The organism is Paenibacillus sp. 1_12 (assembly GCF_900114475.1).
Lineage (GTDB): Bacteria > Bacillota > Bacilli > Paenibacillales > NBRC-103111 > Paenibacillus_S.
This window is the reverse complement of record NZ_FOTE01000025.1, coordinates 1-17,582: the sequence shown is the minus strand read 5'-3', so window position 1 is coordinate 17,582 and position 17,582 is coordinate 1. Positions and strand designations below refer to the sequence as shown.

The window sequence follows — 17,582 nt, the reverse complement described above, 5'->3', positions numbered from 1 at the left end:
TATAATTTTCATATTTATTAAATTGAGGCTGCCAAGGACTCAACCTAGCTGTTACCGTTTTATTTATAACAAGAGGGTCATTATTCATTACTTCTCTGGCTTCCCAAGAATCAATATTAAAGAGAAGCTTAGTTTCATTTGATTATATAGATAAAAATGGCACCACGACGAATAGAAATGTCGAGCCATATCAGCTTCATTTTAGCGAAACGAGTTGGTATCTGAAAGGATTCTGTTTACATCGTATGAGCTATAGAACGTTTAAATTATCTCGGATCGATAATCTTAATATGGATGAAAAAACATTTAACCCTAGAGAATATTTATTAGAACAAGAACGCGAATCAAGTTATCAACCGCAACTAGTCGCTATTAAGGCATTGATTTCACCAAGCATAAAAGATCAATTCATTGAATGGGACGGTCGAAAGAGTATTGAAAACTATAGTTCTGAATTTTTATTAGCAACAATTTATGTCCCTCAAAACAGTACGGGATTTCAATTTTTAGCAAGTTTCGGTACAAATCTAAAAATCGTAGAGCCCAAAACATATGTTGAAGACTTTCGAAATTATTTAAATAAAATGATGGATAGATACTCCTGAAAAAGTCCAGTTTTTGCACCCCCTTGAGGAAAGCCTTGAGGGTCGTTTACTCCGCTTTCTCCATCTAGTTTCATTTGCGTTATTGATAACACTTAATTTATATTTCAAAAGAACCCCCCCCCCAATCACCAAGTTTGTTGAATGTTAACTTGGATAGGAGGATTTTTCCGGCAATAAGTTTCCTACAAGCGGTAAGCATAGAACTTGATTGGGAAGCGGTTTGTTTATCATTAAGTTTCAATTGGAAATTTAGATTATATTATTGCAACAACCTGTCAGCAAACGTTTGTTCGAATAAAATAAATCCCGATTCGAAGTAAATGAGATATTTATTTTCATAATGTACTAAGCCGTAGCTCATAAAAATACTGCACAATTGGATGCTTTAACTTCATCTTCTCGGTCATGTTTAAAATTCGCTTTTTTCCAACTCTCCTGTCCACCAGAGCTAGAATATTCAATAAGATATCATTGCTCTCTATGCTTTCCTCTATAGAAATGGATAAAAACTTAGTAGCTACAACGATAAAATTTGATTTGCTTAATGATGACTGTGCGGACAAAAGCTCCTTTGCATATTCTGAAATTTTTCTACTTCTTGCAATTACTTTAAGACGGTCCTCCGGAACTATCCCCTTGGTATCTTTTCTGATTGCTTCAATTTCTTCATTGTTGATAGGAATTTGGATATCTGCATCATTCTTAATTTCCAACTCCGTCTGATACCATCTGATTAATGTAGTTGTATCACTCATATTGAGTACGTTCTTTTTATCTACTGCAATATAACAATGTCCTGCTTTATCAGGTAAATAGCGGTAGCTGGTTGCACGGTATTCGACCTTTCCGTATAACGCAGGACAGAGAAAACTCTCCAGCTGTTGCTTTAATTTGCTCCAGGCCATGTAAACCTCCTATGTTCTATATCATAAATTTCTGTGTCAAAGAGGTCAGTCTCTGAGGATTTCGAGTAATCGAATCTTTAATTACCTTGTTTATGTTTGATCTTTTATAGTGTGCATGTTCATCCTCTAATAACCACGATGGCCAAGCACCTAATGAGCAAACAAGAGTTTTATCACTGTACTTAATGATTAGAGGATGAGCGGCAAATAGGCCCCACCTAGAAGCCAGATGGAAGCCCGTGTAGATGGACTCGTTTTAAGAAATGCGCCAATCTAATAGGCTGCTCGCTATACGTGTGGCAGCCCATAGTTCCTGCAACGTTTCTTCCACTAACTGTCCATTCATTCAATCTATGATGGACTTATTGTAACGTTGCGGCAATCACACCATCGTGTACTAGTTCGCATTACGCGCATTTTTCTCCGAAGGCATCGCTTTTCCTAACTCGTTCTTGTTACCCTCGCTTGCGGAAAAGGCGACGGATACCGCGGTTCCGATCTCGACGATCTTCGCGACTAACTCGTCCGGTGTCTTCACGCTGCCGCCAAAATATTTTCGAATCGCTTCGGCACTCTGCAGTTCGACGTTTCCGCCGCCGCGGCCCTTCAGCTCAATGGAAATTTCATAACCAGCATCGTATAACGTATTTACGCCTGCAACCGTACTAAGCCCCATATTCTTCGCCGCATCCGCGAGTCGAAAGAAGTATTTACTCGCTTTATACGCCGCTTCACCGAGAAACTCCTCACCCTTGCCCCCGCCGTGTCGTGCGATTTCCTTGAGGCAGTCAGCGACATTCTCATTTACGTTGATCATGGATTCAGTCTTCGTCTGTTTGAGGTCCATACCGCTCTGAATGCCGACGACCGCGTGATTGACGGCCGCGTCTGTAAGATACGCTTCGTTAGAGAACATGGCAGCTTCGGATAATAGCCGGCGTAGATGACGAAGCTCCATTTCGAGCGCTCCCTTCAAAATTTCGAGCTCTGTCTGTCCAGCGCTGGCCGAGCGAACTCTGGAGGGACCTCCTGTTTCCTTCGCTACCAATAGCTCGTTGTAGCGACCGATACGCTCCTCAAGCTCGAGCCGGACCTTCTTGATTTCCTTAAGCCTCTCCTCATAAATCCGGTTGCTGGCTCCCATCTTCGCTTGCTCGGCGATAGTATCCTCCGCGAGTGAGACTCCCTTGGTCTTCTGTTTAAGAGCTAGTATCTCAGCTACCTTATCGATTTGCTTAATGCCGGTCTCCTCAGTGGCGACGGCTTCATTGATCAGCCCATCGGCCTGATTGAGAGGTAAACCAGCTTCGTTAATCATTTTCTTCTGTAGGGTGTTAAAGTACTCCGAGTATCTCAATTCCACCTGATTCAATGTATCATAATCCGGCTTCGTTGTGGAAACATAACTTCCCCATTGTTCCTTCGTCATATATAACCGCATTTTGACAAGCGACCATATTTTCTGATCCCCTGTGTCACGCCTTCCGATCATCTCCTCGGTAAACCCGCCCTTGGCTTGATCCTTGCGAGCCCCTTCCTTGCCTGTAATTCTTCCTCCATCCGCTAGCTTGCTCTCCTTGCTGAACGTAAACGCTGCATGCATGAAGTCCAAAGCGTACACGTTGACATCATAAGCGACACCCGACTCGACCTCCCAGACATGCCCGGACGGGATTCCCTTTTTAAACAGTTGGTTATATACTTGCACCGCATACTCGGTATGATTGCCCTTCAGATTCACGTCGATATCGGATGTCAATGTCGTACTTCCTGCGGCTGCCCATTTATCGAGTCCCTTGGCATCGTTTTTCACGGAATTGACGGTATTTTTCGTTTCGTTTAATACTTCGTTATGATGCCACTGGCGGTACTCCCATAGCTTACGCATAAGCGCAATGCGCTGAGGAGAGTCTGAAGAAGCCAACTCATGCTTCGCCTCATGCCAGCTTTGGTGCAGCACATCGTGCAATATCGTATATGGAACCATAGATTGGGGATTGATAGAGTTGATTTCTTCCATTGACAATTGATCAATATCTTCTACTGACTTGACCTTGGAAATCACCTTCTGCTCGCTACCATCGGTCTCCCACGCTTTCGTCAAGGAGAAATTCCGGAATTCATCGATGGGTGTTGCCATATCTTTCTTTAAGTGTTCTGCCTTGTAGCCCAATGGATTTTTATCCCCATCGAATAAGCCTGGCTTATAGTTGGGACCTGATGTGACGAAAGCACCTTTGCCAGCTGCTGCTTTCTCGTCCCAAGTAACAATTTTCTTCCAGCGGTTCGGACCGGTAGCCATTGGGGTACTATTAGAATCACTATTGCCGTTGGTAGTTCGTTGGATCAACTGCTGCATGGCCCGGTTTCCTATCATTCGCTGCAGCGTATTAATACAAGAAGGTTGAACCATTCCAAAACCAATTGTATCCGCAGCCTGTTGCTGCGATCGCTCGGAACCCTTTCCTGAAGCAGCCACTGGTTTGCCGTTTGTGCGACTTATCTCGTTCGAATACTTCATACAATCCCTCCGACCCGTAAGTTTATCCTTATTGTGGGCTTGGGATTATAAGATGTCAAGCAGAGGTTCAATTTTTACATGTTCATTGTGATAGTACAGTTTCTGTTGAGTTATTGAATATGGCATATATCAAGGGTCGGTGAATCTACCCTGGGAATTTTTCACTCAATCTCAATTTCATATTCAAGCAATACATTTTATGTGTAACGGATCAATCCACCATTTACATGAATCACTTGACCTGTGACATACATGGATTCATTCGCTGCGAGGTAGACATAGGCTGGGGCTATCTCGAAAGGTTGTGCTGCACGTCCCAATGGGCTGTCAGTGCCTAGAGTAGCTACATGTTCCTTGGAGTAGGTACTAACATTGAGGGGTGTCCATGACGGACCAGGAGCAACCGCATTAACTCGAATACATTTCTCAGCCAAAGAAAGTGCCATACTGCGAGTAAAACTTACTATGGCCCCTTTAGTTGCGGAGTAATCAATGACATCCTTGTCTCCTTCGTAGGCAACTCTTGAAGTTGTATTGATAATTGAACTGCCTTTATTCAAATAAGGTAGAGCGGCTTTAGTCAAATAAAACAAGGGGAATATATTGGTTCGAAAAGTGTTTTCGAGTTGTTCATCGGAAATGTCCATGATACTCCCTGTAAAAGGTTGGACGGCAGCATTATTGATTAAGATGTCCAGTCTATTATAATGATGAAGTGTTTCAGCTATTATATCTGGTGAACTGGCTGGAACGCGAAGATCTCGGGCCAGAAGCACGCAGCGAGTGCCAAATTGCTCAACATACCTTTTGGTTTCTTCCGCATCAATATGCTCATTCAGATATACGATAACCAGGTCGGCTCCTTCTTTAGCATATGCAGCTGCAATTGCACGCCCAAATCCGCTATCACCTCCAGTGATGATCGCAACCTTCCCCTTCAGCTTGCAGCTACCGACATATCCAGGGTAATCAAAAATGGGACGCGGCACCATGAGATACTCCAGACCAGGAACTTGATCCTGATGCTGTGGTGGAAATGCTATAGGCTGCTGTACAAACTTGGTCTGATAACCAATAAAGGGGTACACTGGATAGGGAAATTGCATAGTTTTCCGCCTCCTGATAAATGTTATACTAACCTTATCTATGAAAGTTTTAAGCCAAATATATTTATATTCATGAGGTTTACGAACTATGTCTATTGTCTTTTTAGCCTTTTGTACAGTAGTCGTAAAGGAGCTATCGTTCTCCGTAAGCCATACATGCATCCCCTTGAACTGCACCACAGAGCATGAAAGCTAATTCATTCTTTCATAATAGTTCAATTGCGATGATGATATGACAAACCTCTTTTTAGTGTTACATTTGATGTAATTAATGGAAATAAAGGAGGAAACCCATGAAAGACAGTTGGGAACGAATTGAGCTGCCACCTTCTTTAGATGCTCAACAAATTAATGAAATCGTCAAACCAGCGTTTCCGAATAAACGTGTAGTACATTCTGAACGAATTGGCATCGGACTGAGTAATTTCAACTACAAAATCTATCTAGATGGCTCCTCAGAACCTTTCGTTTTTCGCTTGTATAAGGGGAGCAAGGGTATTGCAGACAAGGAGATTGATATCGCACGATTAGTAGGCGGACGCGTACCGACAGCCAACTTCGTATACGCTGATACAAGCTGCAGTTTAATTGATAAACCTTGGTCCATCTTAGAGTGGAGAGAGGGTGTTCTTCTGTGGAATGTGATCCAAACAGGTAATCTTCAGGATATCGCTTCAGCTGCTACATCTGCTGGCCAAGTGCTTGCTAACATACATGCGTTTACCTTTAAAGATTCAGGATTTTTCGGGGAAAAGCTTAAAGTCAAAGACCATCTTAAAATGGACGGTGAAAGGTTCCTCTCATTCATCGAAGAATGTTTACACGCTGATTGCGGTTTTTGGCTTGGGGAAGAATATACACGCAAGGTTTGGTCCTTCTGCCAAACATATAGTTCTTTGTTGACCGAAAACGTCGAATCCCCTGTACTTCTTCATTCGGATTACAACGGTCTAAACATATTGGTTCAGCAAAAAGCAAAAGGTTACTCAGTGTCAGCTGTTCTAGACTGGGAAGATGCTTTTTCTTGGAATCGATATGCGGATATCGGTAATATGTTACGATACGAAGAAGAGGGATCCACGTATGAAACCCATTTTATTCAAGCCTATAAAGACGAAGGAGCCGTTCTAAACGACAATTGGAAACTTCTATCCAAGCTAGAAGACTTAGTGGCCCTATGTGATATGCTGAACAATTCAACACCCAATACCCCTAATCGTGTGAAAGATCTAAAGGGCTTGATTGTTCGCACAGTTCTAGCATCGAATTGAACAAATCTCCCGTTTGCTTGACTATATATGGATAAATGGCTTCCATCGCTTCCCCCAAATTGAAGCCACTCACGAGTGTAATGATCTAACCCTCTTCTTTTTGCATCTCTATAAATTCATCTTTCGTTAAACCAAACAAAATGCAATCTAGATATTGTCCATTTGTGTATGTGACTTTTCGGCGAATACCCTCTTGAACGCAGCCTAGTTTCCTCATCATTTTAATAGATGCTTCATTTCCTTCAAGCACAAAGTCATTGAATTTATTAAGTCTTCGTTCGAAGAAAGCATATCTCAAAAGGATTTTAACAGCTCTTGTACCATATCCCTTTCCCCGGTGGTCTCTGTCAATTTGAATACCAATACTAAAGGTTCCGTTTCTTTCGTCGATGCTGTTTAAATTGATGCCTCCAACGTTGCTATGATTCAAATCTTCGATAGTAAACATAAGCCGACCTGATGAAAAATCAGCGTATGTTTCAGCGAATTTTTTTGCCTCAGCAGTAGTAGGTGGTAATTCAACAACACATTCTAAAAGACGCCGTGCAGGAGTATCAAAACGGTTAATATAGTGTCGCTCCCAATCTTCTGGCTCTATTGCACGTAATCTTATTTCCTCATCCTGCCAAAAATAATTACTGAAATCTATTTCTTTCATATGATAACCTCCAAAAAAAGTATGTATATACAAACCATATTACACAAAAATTAATTGCTTATCTTGGTGCTTTTTAGCTATAACTAATCTGCCCTTCGTATTATAAGATCAACCAGTAAGTTCTCGTTCATAATACGAAAGGGCAGGATAATACAACTTCTCTGTTGACGTTACCTTTATTATTTAGTGTGATCTTGAAAATTTACCTAATTTTGTGGCAATCTATATAGTTTATTACAACGGTGCTTTAGTTACATGCAAATCTAAGCAAAATGAGCGGCACATTAGTATCCCTATGAAGATTAGCCAACAGATTAACAAATTCATCGAAACAAAATTTCTAAATTAACCGAACGGATGGGGTGGTCCAGATGCAGAAAGCCGATTACAGTAATCTTCTTGAATATTACAGCATCCATAGTGATGACCCGTGGCTTTTACAAGATAAATTAAGCATGTGTGTAGGATATAAGGATTAATCTCGATCCATGCTGAGGTTCTGGCGACACTCGAAGTATGAAGTCGACTAAGCTAAAGAAGACGATAGTAATAATAGTGGAAGGCAACCTCAAGAGAATCCATCCCATACGATTGCTTCAAATATTGATTTTGCTCGGGCAGCGCTTTGTTCCACTCTTCCTCGCTTTCAAAACCTTTGAACATTCCCTTGCTGTATCTGAATTCTGTGCCTTTTAACCATGCATAACTATGAACCAATTTGGTTATGAGCATCGAGTAATTCGATTTGAATAAAAACAGAAGACCGGCATCCCTATTTTCACGGAAACCAGTCTTCTTTAATCATTTTTTTATCCTCTTTCGTCATACGCTTGCATACGTTCAACTTCCTCAATACCTACCATATCGATTACGGTTTGATAAAGATTCGGTGGAAATTCCGCAATCCGATGACACAAATACAAGTACCATTCATGCCGTAAGGAAGATAAATCCGTACCGGGTGCCCGACATTTTGCATCCTGCTGGCCAAACCCGGTCGAATGCCATATAACATTTCGATTTCTGCCTTAGAGTCGGATAACCATCCTCGTTTCAGCACCTCATCTATAATGACTTCGTCATGGCTAGCGATCGATACACGGTGTCCCTGACGAATAGCGCTCTCGACAAGTTCTAAATAACGATGATTAAGCTCCGGAGAACGAGGAATCGAGGAATCACTCGATTCCTGATAAGCCCCTTTCACAATGCGGATACGACTAGGTGAAACTAACGAAGCCAGATCCTCCGGCGTTCTTGTCAAATGTGCCTGCAAAGTAATGCCGATATTCGGATAAACAGACACTACTTGTTTGTAAACGGAAAGAATACCGTCTGTTTTGCTAGACTCTTCCATGCTAATGAAAAGTTCTATGCTGGTTCCCTGTACTTGCTCCGCTAAATTCATCAAATGTGAGAGAGCAAGATCTTGATCCAAAGAAAGCCCGATATGCGATAAATCGAAGCATACCCGGGCTGATATTCCAACTTGCCCCAAATCGCCGATCAATGCCTTCATTTCAGCAACGATTGCTTCACATTCGGTGGCATCCGTTGTATTTTCACCGATATATTCGATGGAAATTGCGTAACCTTTAGCCACTAACTTTTGGCCAGCTTCTAGCCCGTCTTGACGAAAATTACCCGTAATATACCTAGAAGCAGCATGTTGCAAAAGCCGATTCAGTTGAGGCGTCCGCTCCACATAAGATTTTAAGTCCGCGCGGCGAGCGATTGATTTTAATGTTGCTGTGAATTGTTTTTCTAAATTCAATTGTTGGTACATGATGCCACTCCCTTTTTTAAGAATTTCTCTCATTGTACTAGGGGGTGGAGTGACTGTATTGTATAATATTGCTCCTAATTTACATCGATAATGAATATTTTTGCGGTGTAATCCCTACAATCCTGCCAAATGTTCTCGCGAAGTGGCTCTGGTCGTAGAAGCCCGCTTCTACTGCAATTTCGGCAATAGGCCGCTGCTTCATTAATTCTGTTTTTGCGTGATTAATTCGCAATAAGTTTTGATAGGCATGCGGAGGCAAGTGATTCCACCGCTTATATAAACGAATGAGATGAAATCTACTAATTCCGGATACGTCCTCCAACTCCTCCATCGTGATCCTTTCGGTATAATGCTCGTGTAGGTATTCCTTTATGAGTTTAGCGTATTTGTGATCCTGGTTGCCATGGTTCGATTCATGTTCAAGATCCGAGGCATTCTGGCTAAGGAGCACATGTACCAGCTCAATCAAAGCCGATTCGATTTCAAGCGGAGAGCACGATCCAGTAAGAGCCTCTATCGTACGGTTGATGTGTTTACGACAGGCTTTATTCTTACCCTCTCCCAATAAAAAAAGAACATGCAACTGATCAAGCTCCTGCTGTTTAAGCCCCTCCAACCACTCAGGTTTAATGAACAGCATCTTGTAACTCCACTCTACGCCCGCATCCGGATGGCATGCATGCAGCATCATCGGCGGAAAACTGATCATCCTCCCCGTTTCAACCCGATGCAAGGTTCCATCGCACCAAGCGTTCGTTTTACCTTTATCAATCAACCCGATCGAATATTCTTCATGGAAATGCTTTTGATACATAAAATCACTCTTCAGACATCGCTTGGCCTCCAAGAAAGGCAGCTTATTATCTCGGTGAAAAGTTACATCAGGCATGCTTAACTATACATCCTTTCTAAAAAGAGAAAATCGGTCGCTGTGGTCACGAATGGAAGAATGCATTAAAGCTACTATTGTTGCACTAAACTGTCCCCTCAATAAAACAAAAAGGAGTTGCCCTCATAGCAAGCTCCTCTATCGTTTCCTATTAACTTAAAGCATTCGTTAAAACTCCACACCACGAACTTTAGAGAATAGCATCGTATTTCGTAAAGAACCATCTACATCACACTTATCGTTTCGAAGTATCCCTTCCAAATGAAATCCCAAGCGTTCAACAACTCGTGCGCTCCGTTGATTACGATCATCACATCGGATTTCAATTCGATTCGCTTGCAACTCATGTATAGCAAAGTTTGTGATGGCTTCTACCGCTTCTGTAATATATCCTTGATTAGAAAAAGATGTACGCACCCAGTATCCAATTTCAAATTTACGCGACTGCCAATCTATTCGATGTAAACCGCTGCTGCCAATTAACTCATCTGTTCCCTTCAAAATAAGGAGTAACCTTAAGTCAGTGCGATCCAAGAATTTCAGTCGTGATTGGCGGATACCTATTTCAGACTCTTCCATTGTAGGAATGTTTTGTGCCCATGGCATCCAGGGACGCAATTCCTCAATGCTTTCTTTCACCGCCTCGTTTACCTTTACGCCATCATTCCATAATGGAGCACGTATTAGCAATCGTTTACTTTCGAAGCTTTCCGATATCGAATATAAAATGGGATCGATTACACTCATAATAGCACCCCGCTAGGAAAATATTTCTTTAAAGATTATCACTATTTTTCTCTTACTTCAATATCAAATTCAAAGTTTACTGCTTAACGCCCTTGCCAACAATAAAAGTTGTGTAATGAAAACGCTCCGTCATTTGCATTCCTGTCCCGGGGCACAGCAGTAAATCCCTTCGAAAATCCTCGATTTTGTAGAGCCTGGAGTATTCTCGGTTTTATTAAATAAAATAAAAAGCGTCCTGCTCTCTATTTGAGAAGGGCGCTTTCGTTTTAATATCATGTAGAGTGCGATGTCGGATGCGGATAGCAGGACGGAAAAGGATGAATATCCTGAACCTGTGCAAAAGTATAGTGCATGGTGGCAAATTGAGAGTGGTACATATATTGAAGCACAAAAATCTGACCATGATGCATTCCGCATAAAATACCGGAAATCCCTTGGCCGTTCGCCAAGGAAACGCCTACGGGTCGACCGATCAAAGACAGGGCTTTCTGCTGCCAGGGCAATGGTGATCCCTCCTCAAATCAGCATATGAGAAATCCGCCCGGAGTGTTACCAGTGTTCAGGGAATAGTCTCATAACCGAAAGAATGGCTTAGGGGAGCTGCTTGTATATTGGGTACGCTCCAGTTCTTCGGCAATGATGCGGATACCCTCTTCAATATCTTGCTCATCGGTCCGAATGATGCTAAGGCGTAGCAAGTTAAGCTTGGGGAAAGATGAAAGGAACTGCTTATCCGTTGCCAGCACATCAACGCCACGATTCTCCAATCTCTTAACTAAATCTTCTGTATGAACGGAGTCCGGAAGGTGTATGGAAGCGAACAGCCCCCCGCATGATTGGATGGTATATAAGTACTCTATGGGCAATATTCGCTGTGAAATTTCCCTTAGATGTTTAATGCGATGATTGTACAATGATTTCATTTGCTTCGCATGATGAGCATACATACCGGACTTCAAATAAATCTCCAGCACACCTTGAGAAAGCACTGAGGTGTTCAGATCGGCCGTATGTTTATGCCATTGCAGTAAAGGAATTATCGAATCCGGTACTACGGCCGCGCCAAGCCTTAATCCGGGGAGCATGACTTTGGAAAAACTTCTGAGATAAATGACATGACTCGCTCCATTATAAGCGTGAATAGGATCTGCTTTACTGTCTGTTTCCAAATCAGCAAGATAATCATCCTCGACGATGTAAACATCATTTGCTTTGGCAAGTTCTGCCAGCCGCTGTTTGTCTTCCGCTGTGTAGGAAGTACCTAACGGATTATGAAAGCGCGGGATTGTATAAAAAAACTTGATCATATTACTTTGAAAATAGCGCTCCAAAGTTACCCAATCAATCCCGTCAGGCGTTCTTTCGATGCCGATTACGGTTTGTCTTTGTGTCTTAAGCGCAGCTAGCATTCCCCAGTAGGTTGGTTGCTCAACTAGAATATTGGTTTTTCCATTTGGAAAAGGCATCCCGGCTAGAAGATGAAGAGCTTGCTGGGCGCCGGAAAATATAAAAACTTGCTGAGCCGAAGGAAAAACCTGTTGCTCCTGGAATAGCTTCACGATCTCCTGGCGAAGAGAAAGCAATCCCTGTGGATCGGAATAAGTAAATATGGACGTCTGAAATAATTCCATCGCTTTGTTCAAGCATTGACGAAAGTCGATTTGTGGGATCGACGCAGGATCGGGAGCCGCTGATGCAAAATCAATTCGTTTTGTTTGCAGCAGGGGAAGGAGTGCTTCTGTGGCAACGACAAAATAACCGCTTTTCGGGCGTGAATAAATGAGATATTGATTTTCCAGTTCCTGATAAACACTAATAATTGTGTTGAGGCTGCAGCCGAATCTTTGGCTCTGCTTTCGGATGGAAGGCAGCTTCTGTCCGGGTTTGATAAGACCATTGACTATGTCTGAACGGATAGTTTGTTGAATGGATTCCTTTTTACTTGTCATAAACATGCCTCCAGCTGGAATAATTCAGTAAACATTTCTGTACCCATACAGATGTTAATAATGTTAATACACATGGTAGTTTGTATCTATTATAATACAAATAATTATACAGAAGTGCTTCTAGCGATGATTTCAGTACCTTGTTATCTCCAAGTGTCGAGTTCATTTTTGTATAAACCATATTTTTGAGGTGATTGTAATGAACAAAACGACAAGAGGCTGGATCAATGGTTTCCTGGGCGTACTCATCTTCAGCGGCTCTCTACCAGCAACTCGGTTAGCTGTAATGGATTTTGATCCATTGTTCCTCACCGTATTCCGTGCCACAATTGCTGGGGTGTTGGCGGCATTGCTCCTCCTCATCTTCCGGCAACAACGGCCTGTCCGAAGCGACATCGTTCCGCTATTGCTAGTAGCACTGGGCGTGGTAGTAGGTTTCCCACTGCTGACAGCTTTGGCGCTTCAGTATGTCACATCCGCGCATGCAATTATCTACATTGGACTTCTGCCGCTTGCGACAGCGATTTTCGGTGTACTGCGTGGTGGAGAACGCCCCCGACCCATCTTTTGGATATGTTCAGCTCTAGGCAGCTCTCTTGTGGTAGGATTCGCCTTAACACAAGGAGTTACATCTTCACCGATCGGTGATGCGTTAATGTTGGCTTCTATACTCGTATGCGGTTTCGGTTATGCAGAAGGGGCCAGACTTTCACGGAAGCTTGGGGGCTGGCAGGTGATCTCCTGGGCCCTCGTTCTGTCGCTTCCCGTTATGTCACTGCTCTCGTTTTATTACAAGCCGGTTTCGTGGGCGGGTATCAGTGGTTCGGCTCTCTTTAGCCTTGCTTATGTCTCCCTGTTCAGTATGCTCATTGGCTTTGTGTTCTGGTATCGTGGTCTTGCCCAAGGAGGTATAGCAGCTGTCGGGCAGTTACAGCTTCTCCAGCCTTTCTTCGGTCTACTGCTTGCGTCTCTTGTTCTACATGAGTCTATCAGTTGGCCAATCTTTATAGTGAATATCGGTGTAGTACTGTGCGTGGCGATAGCACGGCGATTCGCAGCCAAATAGTTTTCGACGTCAACTCCGATATTGCAGTGTCACTCTGTTAGCCTGCTAGTTCAACAAAATGAGCAGACCATTGACGTCTGCTCATTCTTTTCTTACATTCAATATTAAAATGAAAAATTACTTCCAAGCTAACCGTATTATTGGATTTCATTTTTTGGAAATTCAGATACAGCTATTGCAATCATCTCGTTTATTAATTTTTGATCCACTGGTTTATTAATAACTCCAATTAGATTTTTCATAATTTTAATAACACTTAATTCTATATGTCCCGTTGTTATAATAATTGATGTTTCTGGAAAATTAAAAGACACCCATAATAAAAAAGGGAGACTATTTTCATCAGATCTCTCCATATCAGATAGGATTAAATTAGGACGTTTATCGATAGTAATTTTTTCAGCTGATAATGTGTCTGATGCTTCAAATATTTCCTTAATTCCATAGGTTCTCCAATTAACTAATAGCTTAACTGCCTCACGTGAGTGTCGTTCGTTATCAATGATTAGTACCTTCATTGCAGACAACTCCCTTTTTTGAGGATTATGCTTTTAATTATATGCGATTATTAATGGTTGTCGGTATACAAAATTGATATATTTAGGGTAATTCATTGGCCAATTATGGAAACACCATCGTTTACACGGCGTCAGATCAGTTGCAAAAGTGATTCAGGAGAGATAATGATATTTATCTTCCTTCCCCTTCCGCAAACAAACCACGTCATACACCTACGAACATAAATTTCCCATGAAAAAGCCGCCTTTTCAAAATCGGATAAATTTATCTCAATGATTGTTACAATAAGCCAAATGACAAACAAACTGAGACCCAATATACTGATAATCTCTCTATGTTTGATTAATACTCTAGCTTGTAAACAATTTCCCCATCTATCATTCGACCATCTGCTTCAAAACCTAATTTTTCATATAAATGCTTTACCCAAGTATTATCTGGTTCAAAGCTTATATATATTACTTGATGCTCTTTATCTTTTTTAATCCTGTCAATAAGTTTCTCCATTGCAGCTTTCCCATAGCCTTTTGACTGATATTTAGCATCTATCATTATTCGATAAATCCAATATTCATTATCCTCTATATCTATGCAATACATCGTGAATCCCACTAAAACGTCATCGTGATATATAGACAAGCAAATACACTCAGGAAATGCCTTTGCCTGTGCAATAGAAAACAAATTAGTCGCTACAAACTTTTTTTGTTCATCTGCCACACCCAACTTAATAACATCAAAAAAATTATTTCTATCAATCTCCCTAAATGCTATCATAACTACTCCCTCCATAAACCAGTAGTAGGTGGTAATTCAACACGTTATTGGAACGAAGTTTTAGCAATTTTTTCTATAATCGAACTGTCCTGATACAACGGGTAGTGTTCTTGACCTTATCCATTCAACCGCTTGTAACACCAACGGAGATGAATTATCTGGAGTAAGATTTGCTAGAGACATCCAAAGAGCCCCACTAGAGTCTTGTTCTTCGAATGCTTGTACAGAACTGACTTGTTCCCCAGAGTCAACACTTGCTTCATACAGTATGGCGATGTGATGTAAATGTTCAACAGTGTTATTCTTTAGGGTCCATAATACAAAAAAATCACTAACACCTATATTTTTAAGTTCTTTAACCGTATACCCAGTTTCTTCATGAAACTCTCGTTTGACGGCTATCTCTAGGGATTCCAGCTTTTCTAATCGTCCACCTGGCAAATCAAATTTCCCAGTGTATGGACCTAAAATTTTTCCAATAACCAGTAAGCGTTCATTACTTACGCTAATTCCGTATACGCCCATATGACGATAAAAATTGTCAGCAACACCATCCATGTACATATCCCCCTGTCAAATCTGATCTGAGATCACTTCTTGCTCTCTTACCCTTTCTCTAACTCACCAACAAACTCCGTTTATTTCATTAAACGCCCAGTAGCATCAATAAATCAAAAAAGGAGCCGCCGTTAGCAAACTCCTCCTCAATCGTTCCTGGTTACATCAATGAGTCTGTGACGAATAAATTTAAGAAATATAAAACCCTTCAACATCTAAATCGAATGAATGGTATTTCAACGCCCTATTTTGAATCCAATTTTCCAAGGGTATGATCCATGGGCGAAATTTTATAAAATCCCGCAAATCCCTTATATTCACAAACTGCATCTCAATTACATCTTGATCAGGATCATCAATTGCGTTAAGCTCTGAAGGCAAGCTTCCTGCATAATAAACTTGGAGGTACTCTCCATATTTTACTGAAGTATACTCCGTTACAAAAGCAACATCTTCAGCAGTTATTTTAAACCCCGTTTCCTCATATGCTTCTCGTTCTGCAGCTTGTAAGAAAGTCTCGCTGATTTCAGTCGAACCTTTTGGCAAACTCCAGCCCGATTTATCTTTTACTAAAAGAACCGCATCGTCTTTTAAAACCACGACTCCAGCTGCGAGATTATGGGCCATATTTCCCACCCCTTCTAGTATTATGTTAGTTATTTCCAGTTAAATTATCCCATAGAATCGAATCAAATTGGGTGACGATTTTGAGACAATTATTTCAACTTATTTGTAAGATGTTTAAACATGATTAAGTATGTTTTTTATAAGTGTTTTTTGTTCATTTGGCATTCCATCCGGCATGTTTTCAATATTACAATAACAAATTTCAGAGATTTCTGAACAGGGAGTAAATGTTCCTCCAATCACTTTTCCTTTGAATATCAAGTCCACTCGATTAGGATTTTGATTGTAAATTGCTCTTGCCAATCCTGTTATTTCTATATTTAGCCCAGTTTCTTCAGCAACTTCTCTTTTTAAACCGTTTTCCGGGTCCTCTAATTCCATCCACCCACCCGGTATCCCCCAGGGTACTTTTCGATATGTGTGATTTAATATTAATATTTGCCCGTCTTCGTTTATAAAAATACCAAGCACAGCAACAAGAAAATGGTGCTGTGTTCGATACACGACCCAATTCTTAAATCTTTGAAATGGGGTATGTTTATATAGATAAACTAGAACATCTCTAGGAATCATATTGATAATTTTGGCTAACATTGAGTTCACCTTATCCTCCCTAGATACTCTTAGTCTGTTAATTATGGTACTTATACCCACTTTATTAAACAAGTGTTATCATGTCAACATTTGCCCAATGGCATTATAGTCTCGTGTTCGGTTAGTTAAATCGCTAATATCATTTTTTCAAGCTTTAGTGTATGACCATCTAATTGTTCTTCAAATTCATTAAGAGCTACAAATCCCTTGGACTTATAGAACCTTATACCAATAATATTTTCTTTTTCAACGACAACTGTTAAAAATTTAATTCCACTCAGATTCTCAATGCCTGCATGTAATAACTGACCACCAATCCCTTGCGATTGTAATTCTGGAAGGATGTAGATAGCTCCAAGTTCTGCTTCTTCCCTTTTATTTTTAGAACGAGAGAAATTCGCAAACCCTTTGACTTCTCCTCCAACATCCGCTACAAATACAACTGACCGTTCCATTCTATTCTTTAGATCTGTTTCCGAATAGTTCCTCTGAAGAAACGTTTCTTGGATATGTAATGGGATAATACCTTCATAAGTTGTATTCCAAGTTGTTTTAGCTACTTGTTGTAACATAGGAATATCCTCAACGATCATCCTTCTGATTTGGGTCCTCATGACTCACACTCCTAACGAGTTAGCACTAACAATATATAACTATAAATTCCACATATTGTTAGTTATTCCTGCCCGTCCCTCGGTTTTAATGGTTTATCTAACGTATACTCACTCATTCGCAGGATTTCATCACCTTGATAATAACAACTGCTAAAAAAACAAAGTACCGTGGTTAAAATTCTTTCATTTAAAGCGTGCGGGAACAGAGGAGCCGTAAAATTCATTCCCCTAAATTTCATTTTACTGCACGCATATTCCACGAATACCTGGAAGTTTACCATCCCATGGCTCTACGGGTCTAAGCCCTAACATTCCATCGTTATACTTTTCCAAGTTGTGGAGACCGATTGCGTTTAGCGGACGGGTCAAAGCCCTTTTCGGGCAGGAACT

General features: G+C 41.1%; 18 protein-coding genes and 1 pseudogene. 3 read left to right on the top strand and 16 right to left on the bottom strand.

Annotated elements, in window-relative coordinates:
* Positions 1–98 precede the first annotated feature (98 nt).
* Positions 99–605: pseudogene (locus tag BM210_RS29925) on the top strand (WYL domain-containing protein); the annotation flags it as partial.
* A 335-nt stretch (positions 606–940) separates the two neighbouring features.
* Here the strand turns inward: BM210_RS29925 and BM210_RS29920 are convergent.
* From BM210_RS29920 to BM210_RS29910, 3 genes are all read right to left on the bottom strand, one after another.
* Positions 941–1,510 carry an SF0329 family protein gene (locus tag BM210_RS29920; RefSeq protein WP_091176223.1) on the bottom strand — a complete coding sequence of 190 codons (570 nt, stop codon included), beginning with the start codon at positions 1,508–1,510 and terminating at the stop codon, positions 941–943.
* A gap of 397 nt (positions 1,511–1,907) precedes the next feature.
* Positions 1,908–4,031 carry a hypothetical protein gene (locus BM210_RS29915; protein ID WP_091176221.1) on the bottom strand — a complete coding sequence of 708 codons (2,124 nt, stop codon included), beginning with the start codon at positions 4,029–4,031 and terminating at the stop codon, positions 1,908–1,910.
* A gap of 197 nt (positions 4,032–4,228) precedes the next feature.
* Positions 4,229–5,137, bottom strand: a complete 909-nt coding sequence (locus tag BM210_RS29910; RefSeq protein WP_091176219.1) for an SDR family oxidoreductase — start codon at positions 5,135–5,137, stop codon at positions 4,229–4,231.
* Positions 5,138–5,430: 293 nt separating this feature from the next.
* Between BM210_RS29910 and BM210_RS29905 the strand changes: the two genes are divergently transcribed.
* Positions 5,431–6,408, top strand: coding sequence for a phosphotransferase family protein (locus tag BM210_RS29905; protein ID WP_091176218.1), 978 nt, complete (start codon positions 5,431–5,433; stop codon positions 6,406–6,408).
* A gap of 85 nt (positions 6,409–6,493) precedes the next feature.
* On the opposite strand, the gene BM210_RS29900 is transcribed toward BM210_RS29905, so the two are convergent.
* From BM210_RS29900 to BM210_RS29870, 7 genes are all read right to left on the bottom strand, one after another.
* Positions 6,494–7,066 (bottom strand): GNAT family N-acetyltransferase, encoded by a 573-nt coding sequence (locus tag BM210_RS29900; RefSeq protein ID WP_091176217.1) that lies wholly within the window; start codon positions 7,064–7,066, stop codon positions 6,494–6,496.
* A 531-nt stretch (positions 7,067–7,597) separates the two neighbouring features.
* A complete protein-coding gene (locus BM210_RS29895; RefSeq protein ID WP_091176215.1) occupies positions 7,598–7,798 on the bottom strand; it encodes a hypothetical protein in 201 nt (66 codons plus the stop codon).
* A 136-nt stretch (positions 7,799–7,934) separates the two neighbouring features.
* Positions 7,935–8,852: a proline dehydrogenase family protein gene (locus BM210_RS29890; RefSeq protein WP_371263567.1), complete on the bottom strand. Its 918-nt coding sequence runs from the start codon at positions 8,850–8,852 to the stop codon at positions 7,935–7,937.
* A gap of 79 nt (positions 8,853–8,931) precedes the next feature.
* Positions 8,932–9,741, bottom strand: a complete 810-nt coding sequence (locus tag BM210_RS29885; RefSeq protein ID WP_091176214.1) for an AraC family transcriptional regulator — start codon at positions 9,739–9,741, stop codon at positions 8,932–8,934.
* 168 nt (positions 9,742–9,909) lie between these two features.
* Positions 9,910–10,488: a GNAT family N-acetyltransferase gene (locus tag BM210_RS29880; RefSeq protein WP_091176211.1), complete on the bottom strand. Its 579-nt coding sequence runs from the start codon at positions 10,486–10,488 to the stop codon at positions 9,910–9,912.
* A 272-nt stretch (positions 10,489–10,760) separates the two neighbouring features.
* Entirely contained in the window at positions 10,761–10,991 is a 231-nt protein-coding gene (locus tag BM210_RS29875) for a hypothetical protein (protein WP_091176210.1), read from the bottom strand.
* Positions 10,992–11,060: 69 nt separating this feature from the next.
* Positions 11,061–12,437, bottom strand: coding sequence for an aminotransferase-like domain-containing protein (locus BM210_RS29870; RefSeq protein WP_177238086.1), 1,377 nt, complete (start codon positions 12,435–12,437; stop codon positions 11,061–11,063).
* A 199-nt stretch (positions 12,438–12,636) separates the two neighbouring features.
* Between BM210_RS29870 and BM210_RS29865 the strand changes: the two genes are divergently transcribed.
* On the top strand, positions 12,637–13,503 hold the full coding sequence (locus BM210_RS29865; protein WP_091176207.1) for a DMT family transporter: 867 nt from the start codon (positions 12,637–12,639) through the stop codon (positions 13,501–13,503).
* Between the two features lie 137 nt (positions 13,504–13,640).
* Here BM210_RS29865 and BM210_RS29860 read toward each other — a convergent pair whose 3' ends face one another.
* The 6 genes from BM210_RS29860 to BM210_RS29835 all read right to left on the bottom strand — a co-directional run bounded on the left by BM210_RS29860 (position 13,641) and on the right by BM210_RS29835 (position 17,192).
* Entirely contained in the window at positions 13,641–14,021 is a 381-nt protein-coding gene (locus BM210_RS29860; protein ID WP_091176205.1) for a response regulator transcription factor, read from the bottom strand.
* A 343-nt stretch (positions 14,022–14,364) separates the two neighbouring features.
* Positions 14,365–14,799 (bottom strand): GNAT family N-acetyltransferase, encoded by a 435-nt coding sequence (locus BM210_RS29855; protein WP_091176203.1) that lies wholly within the window; start codon positions 14,797–14,799, stop codon positions 14,365–14,367.
* A gap of 60 nt (positions 14,800–14,859) precedes the next feature.
* Positions 14,860–15,357 carry an NUDIX hydrolase gene (locus BM210_RS29850; protein ID WP_091176201.1) on the bottom strand — a complete coding sequence of 166 codons (498 nt, stop codon included), beginning with the start codon at positions 15,355–15,357 and terminating at the stop codon, positions 14,860–14,862.
* 189 nt (positions 15,358–15,546) lie between these two features.
* Positions 15,547–15,984 (bottom strand): NUDIX hydrolase, encoded by a 438-nt coding sequence (locus BM210_RS29845; protein ID WP_091176199.1) that lies wholly within the window; start codon positions 15,982–15,984, stop codon positions 15,547–15,549.
* A 114-nt stretch (positions 15,985–16,098) separates the two neighbouring features.
* The gene (locus BM210_RS29840; RefSeq protein ID WP_091176197.1) at positions 16,099–16,578 is read right to left on the bottom strand and encodes an NUDIX hydrolase; all 480 of its coding nucleotides are present in this window, start codon (positions 16,576–16,578) and stop codon (positions 16,099–16,101) included.
* Between the two features lie 125 nt (positions 16,579–16,703).
* On the bottom strand, positions 16,704–17,192 hold the full coding sequence (locus BM210_RS29835; RefSeq protein ID WP_091176195.1) for a GNAT family N-acetyltransferase: 489 nt from the start codon (positions 17,190–17,192) through the stop codon (positions 16,704–16,706).
* Between the last annotated feature and the right edge of the window lie 390 nt (positions 17,193–17,582).

Bases quoted from the DNA above. Each gene is read 5' to 3' on its own strand.
- BM210_RS29920 (WP_091176223.1), bottom strand. From the start codon at position 1,510: ATGGCCTGGAGCAAATTAAAGCAACAGCTGGAGAGTTTTCTCTGTCCT.
- BM210_RS29885 (WP_091176214.1), bottom strand. From the start codon at position 9,741: ATGCCTGATGTAACTTTTCACCGAGATAATAAGCTGCCTTTCTTGGAG.
- BM210_RS29895 (WP_091176215.1), bottom strand. From the start codon at position 7,798: ATGCTCATAACCAAATTGGTTCATAGTTATGCATGGTTAAAAGGCACA.
- BM210_RS29865 (WP_091176207.1), top strand. From the start codon at position 12,637: ATGAACAAAACGACAAGAGGCTGGATCAATGGTTTCCTGGGCGTACTC.
- BM210_RS29845 (WP_091176199.1), bottom strand. From the start codon at position 15,984: ATGGCCCATAATCTCGCAGCTGGAGTCGTGGTTTTAAAAGACGATGCG.
- BM210_RS29905 (WP_091176218.1), top strand. From the start codon at position 5,431: ATGAAAGACAGTTGGGAACGAATTGAGCTGCCACCTTCTTTAGATGCT.
- BM210_RS29915 (WP_091176221.1), bottom strand. From the start codon at position 4,031: ATGAAGTATTCGAACGAGATAAGTCGCACAAACGGCAAACCAGTGGCT.
- BM210_RS29890 (WP_371263567.1), bottom strand. From the start codon at position 8,852: ATGTACCAACAATTGAATTTAGAAAAACAATTCACAGCAACATTAAAA.
- BM210_RS29880 (WP_091176211.1), bottom strand. From the start codon at position 10,488: ATGAGTGTAATCGATCCCATTTTATATTCGATATCGGAAAGCTTCGAA.
- BM210_RS29900 (WP_091176217.1), bottom strand. From the start codon at position 7,066: ATGAAAGAAATAGATTTCAGTAATTATTTTTGGCAGGATGAGGAAATA.
- BM210_RS29835 (WP_091176195.1), bottom strand. From the start codon at position 17,192: ATGAGGACCCAAATCAGAAGGATGATCGTTGAGGATATTCCTATGTTA.
- BM210_RS29910 (WP_091176219.1), bottom strand. From the start codon at position 5,137: ATGCAATTTCCCTATCCAGTGTACCCCTTTATTGGTTATCAGACCAAG.
- BM210_RS29870 (WP_177238086.1), bottom strand. From the start codon at position 12,437: ATGACAAGTAAAAAGGAATCCATTCAACAAACTATCCGTTCAGACATA.
- BM210_RS29855 (WP_091176203.1), bottom strand. From the start codon at position 14,799: ATGATAGCATTTAGGGAGATTGATAGAAATAATTTTTTTGATGTTATT.
- BM210_RS29850 (WP_091176201.1), bottom strand. From the start codon at position 15,357: ATGGATGGTGTTGCTGACAATTTTTATCGTCATATGGGCGTATACGGA.
- BM210_RS29860 (WP_091176205.1), bottom strand. From the start codon at position 14,021: ATGAAGGTACTAATCATTGATAACGAACGACACTCACGTGAGGCAGTT.
- BM210_RS29840 (WP_091176197.1), bottom strand. From the start codon at position 16,578: ATGTTAGCCAAAATTATCAATATGATTCCTAGAGATGTTCTAGTTTAT.